This window comes from Anaerocolumna cellulosilytica (assembly GCF_014218335.1).
In the GTDB taxonomy this organism is placed as follows: Bacteria; Bacillota; Clostridia; order Lachnospirales; family Lachnospiraceae; genus Anaerocolumna; species Anaerocolumna cellulosilytica.
The window spans coordinates 100,654-115,748 of sequence record NZ_AP023367.1; the positions used below are offsets into that span (position 1 = coordinate 100,654).

At 36.8% G+C, this 15,095-nt stretch carries 8 protein-coding genes; all 8 read left to right on the forward strand.

Going from position 1 to position 15,095, the window contains the following annotated elements; all coding sequences use genetic code 11:
- Window positions 1-85: 85 nt before the first annotated feature.
- On the forward strand, window positions 86-3,289 hold the full coding sequence (gene ileS, locus acsn021_RS00445; RefSeq protein WP_184093071.1) for an isoleucine--tRNA ligase: 3,204 nt from the start codon (window positions 86-88) through the stop codon (window positions 3,287-3,289).
- Window positions 3,290-3,667: 378 nt separating this feature from the next.
- On the forward strand, window positions 3,668-6,121 hold the full coding sequence (locus acsn021_RS00450) for a glycogen/starch/alpha-glucan phosphorylase (protein ID WP_184093070.1): 2,454 nt from the start codon (window positions 3,668-3,670) through the stop codon (window positions 6,119-6,121).
- 206 nt (window positions 6,122-6,327) lie between these two features.
- Entirely contained in the window at window positions 6,328-7,272 is a 945-nt protein-coding gene (locus tag acsn021_RS00455; protein WP_184093069.1) for an AAA family ATPase, read from the forward strand.
- A 39-nt stretch (window positions 7,273-7,311) separates the two neighbouring features.
- Window positions 7,312-8,487, forward strand: a complete 1,176-nt coding sequence (locus acsn021_RS00460; protein WP_184093068.1) for a DUF58 domain-containing protein — start codon at window positions 7,312-7,314, stop codon at window positions 8,485-8,487.
- Window positions 8,484-10,907, forward strand: a complete 2,424-nt coding sequence (locus acsn021_RS00465; protein ID WP_184093067.1) for a DUF4129 domain-containing transglutaminase family protein — start codon at window positions 8,484-8,486, stop codon at window positions 10,905-10,907. The genes acsn021_RS00460 and acsn021_RS00465 overlap by 4 nt, the downstream gene beginning before the upstream one ends.
- A 45-nt stretch (window positions 10,908-10,952) precedes the next feature.
- The gene (locus tag acsn021_RS00470) at window positions 10,953-11,855 is read left to right on the forward strand and encodes a peptidoglycan DD-metalloendopeptidase family protein (RefSeq protein WP_184093066.1); all 903 of its coding nucleotides are present in this window, start codon (window positions 10,953-10,955) and stop codon (window positions 11,853-11,855) included.
- Between the two features lie 453 nt (window positions 11,856-12,308).
- A complete protein-coding gene (locus acsn021_RS00475) occupies window positions 12,309-14,153 on the forward strand; it encodes a glycerophosphodiester phosphodiesterase (RefSeq protein WP_184093065.1) in 1,845 nt (614 codons plus the stop codon).
- A 241-nt stretch (window positions 14,154-14,394) separates the two neighbouring features.
- Window positions 14,395-14,859: a hypothetical protein gene (locus tag acsn021_RS00480; protein ID WP_184093064.1), complete on the forward strand. Its 465-nt coding sequence runs from the start codon at window positions 14,395-14,397 to the stop codon at window positions 14,857-14,859.
- Window positions 14,860-15,095 lie beyond the last annotated feature (236 nt).

Here is a 15,095-nt window from a genome sequence, read left to right on the forward strand (position 1 = left end):
TAAATAGGTGGTACAATGAAGCACGTATGCTCTCATCCTGTTTATGGATGGGAGCTTTTTTACATTTAGTAAGGAGGAAAATAATATGTATGATAAAGTCTCTACGAACCTAAATTTTGTGGAACGTGAAAAAGAAGTATTAAAATTCTGGAAAAATAACAAAATCTTTGAAAAGACAATTGAAGAACGAAAAAACGGAAAACCCTATACCTTTTATGATGGCCCTCCAACTGCTAACGGAAAGCCTCATATCGGGCATGTCTTAACAAGGGTTATTAAGGATATTATACCAAGATACCGTACCATGAAAGGTTATGATGTTCTGCGTAAAGCAGGTTGGGATACCCACGGACTTCCGGTTGAATTAGAAGTTGAGAAAAAGCTTGGTCTGGATGGAAAAGAACAGATTGAGGAGTATGGTCTGGAACCTTTTATCCACGAATGCAAGGAAAGTGTCTGGAAGTATAAAGGCATGTGGGAAGACTTCTCCGGAACAGTTGGATACTGGGCAGATATGGATAATCCTTATGTTACCTACGAGAATGATTTTATTGAATCCGAATGGTGGGCATTAAAACAGATTTGGGAAAAAGGCTTACTATATAAAGGTTTTAAAATTGTACCATATTGTCCTAGGTGCGGCACACCTCTGTCAAGCCATGAAGTCGCACAGGGCTATAAGGATGTTAAGGAAAAATCAGTAATAGCAAAATTTAAGGTAAAAGATACGGAAAATGAATATATTCTTGCCTGGACAACAACACCTTGGACATTGCCTTCAAACGTCGGTCTTTGTGTAAATCCAAAAGAAACTTATGTTAAGGCTGAGGTACAATTAAATGCCAAAGGCGATATTATAAAAGAAGATAGTGAAGATAAGACACCTGTTAGGACTGAAAAATACATTCTGGCAGAAGCGTTGTTATCTGTTATTGAAGGAAACTATACGGTTCTTAAAACTTATGTGGGTACGGACTTAGAGTATAAAGAATATGAACCTCTGTTTAATTATGTAACACCGGATAAAAAAGCATATTTTGTTACCTGTGATACCTATGTTACTTTGACAGACGGTACCGGTGTAGTTCATATTGCACCTGCTTTTGGTGAAGATGATGCCAGTGTGGGTCGGAAATATGATTTGCCTTTTGTACAGTTAGTTGACGGGAAAGGCGAGATGAAACCGGAGGTTACTGATTTTGCAGGCATGTTCTGTAAAAAAGCCGATGAAGGCATCATTAAATTGTTAGCATCAAAAGGACTGCTCTTTAAAACCTTAAAATTCGAACACAGCTACCCATTTTGTTGGAGATGCGATACACCATTAATTTATTATGCAAGAGAATCCTGGTTTGTCAAAATGACAGATGTTAAGGAGAAATTGATTGCCAATAACAACACTATTAATTGGATGCCCGAAAGTATTGGACAGGGACGATTTGGAGACTGGTTAAAGAACGTTCAGGATTGGGGCATCAGTCGTGACCGTTATTGGGGAACTCCATTAAATATATGGGAATGTGAGGACGGTCATCGACATGCCATCGGAAGTATTGAAGAACTAAGGGCAATGTCTGATAACTGCCCTGAAAAAATTGAATTACACAGACCTTTTATTGATGAAGTCACTATAAAATGCCCAGAGTGCGGTAAGCAAATGCAACGTGTAAAACCGGTTATTGACTGCTGGTTTGATTCTGGTTCCATGCCTTTTGCACAATGGCACTATCCATTTGAGAACAAGGAAATATTTGAGCGGAATTTCCCGGCTGATTTTATCAGTGAAGCGGTAGACCAGACCAGAGGTTGGTTTTATTCACTTCTTGCAATATCAACCTTGATTTTTGACAGAGCGCCATTTAAAAATGTTATTGTATTAGGTCATGTGCAAGATGAAAACGGACAAAAGATGTCAAAATCCAAAGGAAATGCAGTTGATCCCTTTGACGCATTATCTGAACACGGAGCAGATGCCATCCGCTGGTACTTCTATATCAACAGCGCCTTATGGCTGCCAAACCGTTTCCATCGTGGAGCTGTTACGGAAGGGCAGAGAAAGTTCATGGGAACCTTCTGGAATACCTATGCATTCTTTGTTCTGTATGCGAATATTGATAACTTTGATGCAACAAAATATACATTAGACTATGATAAACTGACGGTAATGGATAAATGGCTTTTATCGAAATTAAATACGGTTGTAAAAACAGTAGATGAGCATCTGGAAAGCTATAGAATTACAGAAGCAGCAAGAATCCTTGATGATTTTGTAGATGAAATGAGTAACTGGTATGTAAGAAGGAGCAGAGAGAGATTTTGGGCCAAGGGAATGGAACAGGATAAAATCAATGCATATATGACCTTGTATACTACGCTTGTTACTCTGGCTAAGGTTTCCGCACCTTTTATTCCTTATATGACAGAAGATATTTACCGCAATCTGGTAGTAAACCTAGATAAGTCAGCACCGGAAAGTATCCATCTGTGTGCATATCCAACGTACCAGGAAGAATATATCGACAAAGAACTGGAAAAAAACATGGAAGCGGTACTTGAAATGGTGGTTCTTGGTCGTGCTTGCAGAAATGCTGCAAATATTAAAAACAGACAGCCAATCGGACAGATGTATGTGAAATCGGGTTATAACTATACGGATATAGCAGGAGAACAAGTTCTTGGATTACCTGAATTCTATAGAGAAATTATTGAAGAGGAACTTAATGTTAAGGCAGTAGCTTTCACAAATGATGTTAGGAACTTTACTTCTTACAGCTTTAAGCCTCAATTAAAGACGTTAGGACCGAAGTTTGGTAAGCAGATTGGGCAGATTCGAATGCTTCTATCTGAACTGGACGGCAATAAGGCTATGGATGAAATCAATGCTACCGGGGGACTTAAAGTAACACTGGATGGAGTAGAAGCGGTTCTTGATAAAGAAGATTTACTAATTGAGGCTGCGCAGACAGAAGGTTATGTTTCCGATTCCGATAAAGGTGTAACGGTAGTACTGGATACAAAGTTGTCTAAAGAGTTGATTGAAGAAGGTTTTGTAAGAGAAATCATCAGTAAGATTCAGACCATGCGTAAGGATGCAGGCTTTGAAGTTATGGACCATATTAAAGTATCCCAAAGCGATAATGATTCCATAAAGGAAATCTTTGAGAGAAACTTAAATGAAATCAAGGCAGAGGTTCTGGCGGATGAAATTCATCTAGGAACAGCAGAAGGTTTTACAAAGGAATGGAACATTAACGGCGAAACTGTTACCTTAGGTGTCGTGAAGTTATAATATACTAATTTAATATAATAGATAAATTTAAGAACAACAAAATTAAAGAACAACAAAATTAAAGAACAACAAAGCCATTACATCCGTATAATACGGTTGTGGTGGCTTTGTTTTTTGGTCTATTCTCACTAAAAAGTAGTTCCCCAGTTTGAGTTAGTCTGCATAAGATAGTATGCGGACTAATTTTTATAAAGTTAAAGTTATCAAAAACAATCATTAAAGCAAGCGGATAAAGCTTTATCTGAAGCTCTAGTAAAGTCATAATAAAGTACTTTAAGGAGGCAAAATAACAGCCGTCGTTTTAGAATCCAAATTCTTTATGAATTCTTCTAACGTTTTTTGGAAACTATGTAACTATAGCTGTGTAAGGAGGCTTGCATGCAGGAATATAGTAAAAAAGAATTAAAAGATAATATAGAAGGTTATGTAAAGCTGCTCTACCGAAAGAATATGGAGGAAGCAACCGGTCAGCAGATATTTCAGGGAGTAGCTTATGCTGTAAAGAATATAATTATTGAAGATTGGATGAAGACCCATAAAGCATATGAAGCCCAGGACTTAAAAACCGTCTATTATATGTCTATGGAATTTTTAATGGGGCGTGCCCTGGGAAATATCTTAATTAATCTGAAAGCAGATAAGGTGGTAGAAGAAGTATTAGAAGAACTCGGGTTTAACTTAAATATAATCGAAGAACAGGAGCCGGATGCTGCCTTAGGTAATGGTGGTCTTGGGCGTTTGGCAGCCTGCTTTTTAGATTCTTTATCAACGCTTTTATATCCTGCTTATGGGTGCGGGATACGGTATAAATACGGTATGTTTGAACAAAAGATTGAAGACGGCTTTCAGGTGGAAGTACCAGATAACTGGCTTAAGTATGGTAACCCCTTTGAAATTAAACGTGCAGAATATGCTGTAGAAGTAAAGTTTGGAGGGTATGTCCGTTTAATCCGGGATGATTTCGGAAGAGATAAATTTATTCAGGAGAATTATCAGTCAGTTCTTGCCATACCTTATGACCTGCCAGTTACCGGGTATGGTAATCATGTAGTTAATACTCTGCGTATCTGGGATGCACAGGCAATTAATAATTTTAATCTGGATTCCTTTGATAGAGGGGATTATCAGAAGGCAGTGGAGCAGGAAAACCTGGCAAGAACCATATGTGAAGTACTCTACCCTAACGATAACCACTATGCAGGAAAAGAACTACGGCTAAAGCAGCAGTATTTCTTTGTATCAGCCAGTGTACAGCGGGCAGTGTCAAAGTATATGGAAACGCATGAGGATATAAAAAAACTTCCAGTAAAAATATGCTTTCAGCTTAATGATACTCATCCAACCGTAACGGTTCCGGAGCTGATGCGTATTCTTCTGGATGAATACAACCTCGGTTGGGAGGAAGCCTGGGATATCACAAATCATACTTGTGCCTATACCAATCATACCATTATGTCAGAAGCGTTAGAGAAGTGGCCTATTGACCTATTTAAAAGACTGCTGCCTAGAATTTATCAAATTGTGGAGGAAATTAACCGCAGGTTTGAAGTGTTGTTAAGGCAAACATATTCATTGGAGGATTTTCACAAGAAAGCAGAAAAAATGTCCATTCTCTATAATGGTCAGGTAAGAATGGCACACCTTGCAATTGTTGGTAGTTTTTCTGTTAATGGTGTAGCAAAGCTTCATACGGAAATCTTAAAGGCAAAGGAATTGAAAGATTTTTATGAGCTATACCCCACCCGTTTTCATAATAAAACCAATGGAATTACGCAAAGGCGCTTTTTAAAGCACGGAAATCCACTGTTAGCAAAATGGATAACGGATAAGATTGGGGACGGCTGGATAACGGATTTATCACAAATATATAAGCTGAATAAATATGTAAAGAATGAGCAATGCCAGAAAGAGTTTATGCAGATTAAACACGAGAATAAGTTAAGACTAGCGGAATATATAAAGAGCCATAACGGAATTATAATAAACCCGGACTCTATTTACGACGTACAGGTTAAAAGGCTGCATGAATATAAAAGACAGCTCCTAAACATATTACATGTTATGCATTTATACAACCAATTAAAAAAGAATCCAGACAGGGCGTTTTACCCCAGAACCTTTATCTTTGGAGCCAAGGCTTCCGCAGGTTACGTTCGGGCAAAGGCAATTATCAAGCTGATTAACAGTGTGGCGGAAGTCGTTAACAAGGATGCAGAAATTGGTGACAAATTAAAAATAGTTTTTATAGAGAATTACAGGGTATCGAATGCAGAGTTTATTTTTTCGGCGGCAGATGTATCAGAACAAATCTCAACAGCAAGCAAGGAGGCTTCCGGTACCGGCAATATGAAATTCATGTTAAACGGAGCGTTAACACTTGGAACCATGGATGGAGCCAATGTTGAAATTGTAGAAGAAGTAGGTGCAGAGAATGCCTTTATCTTTGGGCTTACTTCGGAGCAGGTTATAGAGTATGAACAAAACGGAGGTTATAATCCCTTGGATATATATAATACCGACGAAGATATTAAACTTGTGGTTGACCAATTAATAAACGGTAAATATTCAAGAGAAGATAAAGAATTGTTTTTACCCCTTTATCAGTCCTTACTTTATAGCCAGGGAATGGAGAGGGCGGACCAGTACTTTATATTAAAAGATTTTAGGGCATATGAAGAGGCTCAGAAAAAGGTAGAAAGCGCATATGTAGATAAAAGCTGGTGGGCAGAGGCGGTTCTTCTTAATACTGCTAACAGCGGAAAATTTTCCTCAGACAGAACGATACAGGAATATGTACAGGAAGTATGGCACCTAGAGAAGGTTCATATGTAGGAGAATTCTTATAAAACCCCTTTGCAGGAAAAAATTTGCGAGGGGGTTTTTTGTTTGTTTGATTGCTTCTGACAGAATACAAACTTCTGTAAATGGGAGGGATTGACAATGATTTAGAACCTGTTATGATAGGATTATAAGAGTTGTTTTAACTGCCATTTACAATCAGAAGGTATTTATGGGCAACCATAGTATAAGGAGGGTTTATGCAAAATCAACAAGTAACGGGAACAATTGTTAGGAATATGGAAAAGGTTATTGTGGGAAAACGAGAGGTTATAGAGTTTGCCGTAATTGCCCTGTTAGCAGAGGGACATCTTTTGTTAGAGGATGTCCCGGGAGTGGGTAAAACTTCATTAGCAAATGCTATGGCCAAGTCCATTGACTGCGGCTTTAACAGGATTCAGTTTACACCGGATACTTTACCGGGAGACATAACTGGTGTATCTGTCTATAATATTCAAAAGAGCTGCTTTGAGTATAATCCGGGTGCAATTATGAATCATATTATTTTAGCGGATGAGGTGAACCGGACTTCACCTAAAACCCAGGCCAGCTTATTAGAGGCAATGGAGGAGCGGCAGGTGAGTATAGATGGGAAAACCTATGAATTACCCAGTCCATTTATGGTTATTGCAACCCAGAATCCGGTGGATTATTTGGGAACATATAATCTCCCGGAAGCTCAGCTTGACCGTTTTCTTATGAAGTTATCTATTGGTTATCCCAGTGTGGCTGATGAAAAAAGAATGGCAGAATATTATATGAAGCAAAGCCCCTTAAAACAATTGATGCCAGTTACGGATAAAGAAACAATTCGAAATATGCAGGAGGAGGTTAAAAGGGTACAGGTACATAGAGACTTAACATCCTATATGGTTGATATTATAGATAGTACCAGAAAGGATACAAACATAGCATTAGGAGCCAGTCCAAGGGCAACACTGGCTTTAATCCGGGCTTCCCAGTCAGCAGCTTATTTTGCAGGAAGGGATTATTGTATTCCTGATGATATACAAAAGGTGATTCTGCCGGTTATTGAGCACCGCCTGATTTTATCCCCGGAAGCTAGATTAAATAAGCTGAATGCAGAAATAATATTATCAAGAATTATCAGTAAATTTCGTGTCCCCATTTTGCCGGTGGCTTAACCAACAGTTGATAAAATTAAGTTATCAGGAGGGATACAGATGCGAAAAAATCGATTAATCTTACTACTTATGATAGCAGGTTCAGGTGCGTTGGTCAGTAACTACGGAGGTAATGCAGCCTATGCACTGTTTTACGGGACATCTATCCTGCCAGTGGTTGCTTTATTCTACACTTTTTATGTATACATACGGTTTCGGCTATATCAGGAAATAGGACGGCGCATTGTGGTAAAGGGTGATTTAACACCTTATACCTTTACCATTGCTAATGAAGATTATATTACATACTGTAGTGTAAAAGTGAATTTTTTATGTGATAAATCCCAGATTGTTCATAGCTTGGGTTTAAAGGAGTACTGTCTTTTGCCAAATTCGAAGGAGACAATGGAAACCCAGCTTCGATGTAATTACCGGGGAGAGTATTATGTAGGGGCCCAGTCTGTCGAAATTGTAGATTTTTTATATATATTCAAAATAACATATCCAATTAATTCAAAATTAAAAGTTACCGTTCTTCCAAGGGTGGTTTCCTTGAAAAAAATTGGCTTTGCACCCATTCAAAAGGATGCAAAGAATCAGACATTTCAACTATATAAAGGCATGGATGCTATGGACATTGAAAGTCGTAAGTATCAGCCAGGGGATGAAAAAAAACAGATTCATTGGAAGCTTACTGCCAAACGTGGTGAAGTCTATTCCAGAAAATTTGCACCGGAGCCAAGGGCAGAAACAACGATCTATTTAGATTTGTCCACTATTAGAGAAGAAGAAATAATGAAATTATTTATAGAGGACATGATACTTGAAAGTGTTCTTGCCATTGCCAATTATTATCGGGAGAATAATAATGCTGTACGAATTGTATACTGGCAGGGCGGACTTCAGCAGACCATTATAGCAGGCAAAGGAGAATTTGATTTTTTTTACCATGCCTGTGTATCGTTTCATTTTAATTCAGACTATCCTATTGAGGCACTTATACAGGATGGTTTTTTGTACCCAGGCAGTAGCTTTCATATAATAATAACTCATAAGCTTACGGACGAGTTATATAAGTCTCTGCTTCTAGCAGCAGAAAAAGGAAAGGATATGGCTCTTATCTATATCGCTGTTGATAAAGAGATTAGAGAGGATATTTTAGAGGGACTTAGGCGGCATCATATACCTGTTAGAATTGTGTTCCAGGCAGATAATCTGGAGGAGGTGCTAACATGATAGAGAATAAGAAGTCATATCGTATGGAAAAAATATTTCCATTGATAAATACGGCTCTTTTATCAGCCGCCCTGGTATTATTTTTAAATTCGTATTTTTTGCTAAAACAGCCCGATTTACTGATATTAATTCTGGCAGCCGGAGGAAGCCTACTTCTTAATCTGCTATTCAGGAACAGGACAAATCCCTTTGCTTACTGCATCGTTGGCGGAATACTGGCAGGAACTTTACTCATTAGTTATTTGTTTAAATATAATATTCTGACTGGTTTTTATAAGGTGTATCGTTGGTGTCTATCTTACGATGGTACGGATGAGAGTTATCACAGAGCTTACGCTTTGGTAACAATATTGGTATTACAGTTTGGTGCATGTATAATGTTCTTCCTGACAGACCGGATAAAACATAGTAAGGTTCTGGCAGCCATATTTTTGCCATCGCTTTTAATCCTTTTAACCGTCTGGGAGATACCTGTTCCAAAGCTTACTATTTTGGTTATACTTTGTTATTCTCTTACTGTTTTATCTAAAGTTCGAGGTAAGAAGTATTCAAGAACCAATACGATAGCAGGGTCTGCTCAGGCTGCTATGTATCTGGTACCCTTCTGTCTGTTCATAGCAATTTTTGCTGTAAGCATGCCGTCCCATCCCGAGCCTATAAAGTGGCAGGGATTTAAGAATCTGGTGAAGCGTCTGGACAGACAAGGTACAATCTGGATGACAAAGTTGGAATATTTATTCGACCGGACTGGTTTGGAATTCGGACTACGGTATTCTGGGTATTCAGAGGACAATGGAGAACTTGGTGGAGGGTTAGAAACAGACCAGACTACAACTCTTTTTATTAAGACGAAAAAACAAAGTACTGCCAAAGGGTACCTGATTGGAGCCGTGAGCGATACATACACCGGTCGTAAGTGGGAGAAAAGCACGGGAGAAGATGGATTCACAAAACCGGATTATATATATGATTTTTATGAATTGTTAAGTTTTTTTACCAAAGTAAAAGAGGCGGGAATAGATACAGATAATCTGGTGCAAAAAAGAAATTTCACCATTGAATACAATGATTTAAAAACCCGTTCTTTATTTTATCCTTTGAAGACCTTAAACATACATTTTATAAAAAAACCTAACTATCAGGATACCTTGCAGGGTGCTATTCTGTTTGATAAAGCTAAAGGAATTGGTACAAAATATGAGGTGGAATATTACGAACTCAACCTGGAAAGTAATACTTTGAAGTTACTTCTTAAAGAGGCAGAAAATTATGATTCGATTTCTAACAGAAAGGCTTTTGCAGAGGCTTTAGATAAGGAATCTAAAAAAGTATTTTACCATGACTTTTCTAAAAGCGGCATTCATATCGACCAAATGGAAGAGGAACTTAAACGTCGAGCTTTAGGTATAAAAGAACAATATACACAGCTGCCCAAAGAACTGCCGGACCGAGTGTATCTTTTAGCAAAAGAGCTTACAAAAGAGTCTAAGTCGGATTACGATAGGCTTAGGGCAATTGAAAGTTATCTTAATACTTTAACTTATACTACAAACATTGCAAAAACCCCCAAGGGAAAAGATTTTGTGGATTATTTCTTATTTGAACAGCAGGAGGGATATTGTACATACTTTGCCACTGCGATGGGGGTTCTTGCAAGATGTGCAGGTATACCTACAAGATATGTAGAGGGCTTTGTGGTGGATTATGAATCAATGATGGATAAAGATACGTATGAAGTTATTAGCAGTAATGCCCATGCCTGGATAGAAGCCTATATCGACGGAGTGGGATGGATACCCTTTGAACCTACACCGCCATTTACTTCTGGAAGATATGCACAGTGGAAAGATAAAATTGATCCATATGCGTACACAGAGGTCTCTTCCCACCAGGCTGAAGTTGAAGATATGTCTGTATCCTATCAGGATATGGTGGAGGGGGTTAAAGAAAGTGTTACCAATGATACAAAGTCACTTGGACGTAAAAACCATGTTCCCGCAATTTTTGGTATAACGGCAGTTATTCTATTTTTAACGGTGAGCTTATTTTTTGTGTATTACCGAATTCTAATGAATAGGTATAATCAAAAGTTTAAAAAAGCCTCTGGTAATGAAAAGTTGTTTATTTTATTTCATGAATTATTACGCTGCTTGGGAAAGGATGGTTACCGTTTATTGGCGGATGAAACCCTTACTGCATTTTCGGAGAGAATAGGAGAGCGATTTTGTTATGATACCATTATTTTTTCTGTTGTGGCTGAAATCTTTATGAAGGTGAGATATGGTAATTATGTGGCTTCGGAAAGTCAATTAAACCTTATAACAAGCTTTTTAACACAGTATAAAAAGGATTTAATAAAAAAGCGGGGAAAAGTTAAAATGTTTTTTGATAGATTTCTGTATCTGCATGTTAACCAATGAATAAAATCATCATTTCTGGTGAAAATATATCTAGAGGTGATGATAATGAAGAAACATAGCTTAGCTGAATTTTTCAAAAGCAAGAGCTTTTATGCGTTATTATGTGTCGGTGCACTGGCTATCATTGCAATAACAATGGTTGGCTTAAATCAATCATCTGATAAGAATGAAGGCAAAAATTTGGTGGACTTAAATGAACCAATTGCATCAGATGTGGCTGATAACTCTGACAACAGCCAGATTGATACGAAAACTGACCCAAATAACACGACTTCAGACACTGCTGCTAATAATGAACCCGGCGCAGGAACGGCTGAAGTGGCACAAAATCCAAACGGTCAAAATGTTTATAATGAGCCGGTTACGGATGGAAGCCTTTTAGAATTTGATATTGTAGATGAACAGGAAGCAGTTGCTGCTAATGAACCAGAAAAAACAACTCAAACAGCAAAAAACACTCCTGAGAGTACAGAAGAGACAGCTTCTGTACCAGAAGATTCACAAGAGGTTATGAGCCCCGATTCCTTGTATTTTGATGATGAAGAGGACCTGACTTGGCCTGTAATGGGCAATATTCTAATGAATTACAGTGATGATAAAGTGGTTTATCATGAAACACTGGCACAATTTAAGGTTAATCCTGCAATTCTTATTGATGCAGAGGTAGGCACAGAAGTGTTAAGTGCAGCAACCGGAGTTGTTAAATCTATTACAACTACGGATGAAACAGGCCTTACTGTTACTGTTGATATCGGTAGTGGCTATAGTCTGGTATACGGACAGTTAATGGACGATATCAAATTTGAAGTAGGCGATATGATTAACGAAGGACAGACAATTGGTACAGTTGCAGAACCTACTATGTATTATACGGTGGAAGGCAGCAATCTATTTTTTCAAGTATTAAAAGATGATACGACCCTAAATCCTATGTTGTATTTAGAGTAAGCAACAGGCGTAAAAGTGTAAAAATTCAAGAAGCATTAAGGAAGGGCTGGCCTCAGGTTCAGCCTTTTTTTAGTTTTTTTTGGAACTATTTTGACTTATAAGAATATACTATAGTATTCATAAAATGTAAGGCACTAAGAGCTACATATCTACAACAATCCGCAACCGAACTCTTATACCTTATATTTTCTTTTTGCAGAAATACTATTTCATTCGGCTGCTTGACATAGATATGAAAAAGATGGGTGAACGAGATGCATTGCATTTTGTCACCCATTTTTATTATAGAATTTTTTTGAGGAAACACTTATATCTGCCTTTGATGAAAAACAGTTTCATCACATATACTATAGCTATGTTGTATTAAGGGTTATACAGCGTATTATTCAATAAATGATTCTAACCTTGAAATCCTGCTTAAAAAGAATTACAATAGAATAAAAAGGGTTTATTATGGCTGAAATAAAAAAGAGAAAAAAAATCTATATTAACTCAATTAAGTTAATATTTCAAAATATTTTGTCCCTGACAGTCGGACAGGGCATGCTGCTTTTCTTATTTGTATTTGTATTAACTCCGATTATATCTAAAATATATCATTTGGCTTTAAAGGTAACCGGCTTTAGTTATGTTACCATTGATAATATAGGTCGCTTTTTGTTAAACCCCATATCTATAATAATGCTCGCCCTTTTATTTATAGTGATTGGGCTATTTTTACTCTTGGAAATATTTTATCTTATTATATTTTTCTCCATGCTTGAAAATAATAAAAAATTTAGTTTATTGCAGGTGTTTAAGTATGCCTTGTATAAACTGGTATTTTGTATCAGAAAAGGGAATTTAAAGCTATTACCTGCTGCCTTTATAACTATGGCCGTTTTTAATCTGCCGCTTTTTATTTTTGTACTTAATCGTATCAGGCTGTTTCGTTTTTTTACAGATGAAATTCCTGATAAACTATTGCTGTTGTTAATTGGTGCTATAACAATCATACTTATTGGTATATTCCTGTTTCGTAAATTGTTTGTGTTTCATTATTATATGGTTGAGGATGAAGCTTATAAAGATGCGATAGGTTACAGTAAAAGGTTAAAAGAGAATAAAACCCTGCCAACATTTTTGTATTTTCTTGGCTGGAATCTGATTCTTGTTGGAATCGAAATTATCCTCTATCTTTTTACCATGGCAGTCACCGGCTTTTTTGTATCCGGTATTTTTGACAGGACACTGGCTATTGCTACTTTTATATCCATAAATGATAGTATAAATCAGTATCTGATGCTAATTATATTTTTTATAAGTACCATTGGTAACTTTGCTTTGTATACCCATTTGTTTTATCATTATAAGCTTGCCGCCAATGTAAAAGGCATACTTAAAGATATACCGAATATAATTATATTTACAGAGAAAGAAGGAAACGCAAAGTCCTACAAAAAAATATTAAAAACTACCCTGCTTCTATTAATCGTTATAAATTTTTATTTTTTCTTTAATATCGTACGAAACGGCTCACCTCTCGATTATATGAATTTGGATATGATACGGGTTACCTCCCACCGGGGTTTTTCTTACTCCGTACCTGAAAATACACTTCCTGCTATTGAAAAAGCCATTGAAGAGCAGGCTGATTATGTGGAGGTAGATGTCAGGGTGACAAAGGATGGGGAACTTATACTGCTCCATGACAACAACTTAAAACGAACCACAGGATTGAATAAAAAAGTATGGGACATTAATTATGCTGAAATTGCATTATTGGATGCAGGGAGTTGGATGAACCAAAGCTTTATCGGAACAAAAATACCCACCTTAAGGGAAGTATTTGAAAGCAGTAAAGGTAAAGTATTATTAAATCTGGATTTAAAATACCGCAATGCCAGTGAAGGTCTTGAAGAAAAAGTAGTCGCCTTAATTGAGGAGTATGAGATGGAATGGCAATGTGTGATATCTTCAACCAGTCTTACCTGTATTGAAAATATTAAAAAATTAAATCCTAATATCAGAACAGGATATATAACTTATCAACTTTATTCCGGTTTAAGCAGAAAAGAATCCATTGATTTTTTTAGTATGAAGTCAAATCTGGTATCCAAAAGTGTTGTACGTGAGATACATAAAAATGGTAAGGAACTTCATGTATGGACAGTCAATGCAAAAACAGAGCTGGAACGCCTTAAAAGGCTGGGAGTGGATAATATAATTACTGATAATCCTGCTTTTGCCAAGGAAGTTCTATATCAGGCGGGTTCAGACCAGTATCTCCTGACTTTGCTTAAAATAATAATGGAATAACAACAGGAAATGGTTTTTAAGCGATGCTTATCTCTATTTCATAACAAAGTGTTCATTCATGTTTTTTTTCTGATTAAGTATTACTTACTATTGACACAAAAGGCGGGTAAAATATACTATAGTAGGTAGATTACTATTTTTTATTCCTTTATGTACTTTTTCCGGTGTTACTTAAAGCTGGTCAAAAGGATAAGAAATGATAATGGCAACATGTAATGGCTGTAGTATCAGGAGGACTGGAATGAGTGAAGAAGAAAAGAAACTGGCAATGGACTTATTTAATAAAGTCTGGGAGTTAATGGATAAGGAAAACAGGACGGAGGATGAAAATTATCTTATGGTGCACATGGCACATACCTCCTTATATCACTGGATTTCTGTTGGGACACCAGAGAATGTTTATATCGGAGAATGGCAGATTTCAAGAGTTTATGCAGCTCTTAATAACTTTGATTCTTGTTTGTTCCATGGGGAAAGGGCATTAAAGATATGTAAGGAGAATGATTTTACAGGCTTTCATTTAGCCTACGCCTATGAAACACTGTCCAGAGCTTTCTTAATAAAAGGAAACAAAAGTGAGAGTACAAAATATTTAGAATTGGCATTAAAAGAGGCACGTGTTGTTGAAGAACCTGAGAATAAAGACATCCTTCAAAAAGATTTGGACGAGCTTCAGAGCAAAATTCAAATAGCATTTATCAGTTAGTAAATAACTCAACTTTCCCACCAGCAAAGCTGTTGGAAATGCTTGATTCCTAAAGCAAAAAAACTTAATAAACGTTAAATACAGTAGTAAATTCCGGTGTACTCTTGCATACTGGAATTTACTTTTACTTTTTTACTTCATTTTACGGTTTATTTTAATTTATAAACATATATTGACATATATGTGAAAATAATGTAAAATAATAAATAAATAAAAACCGTTGTTTTTATTTATAA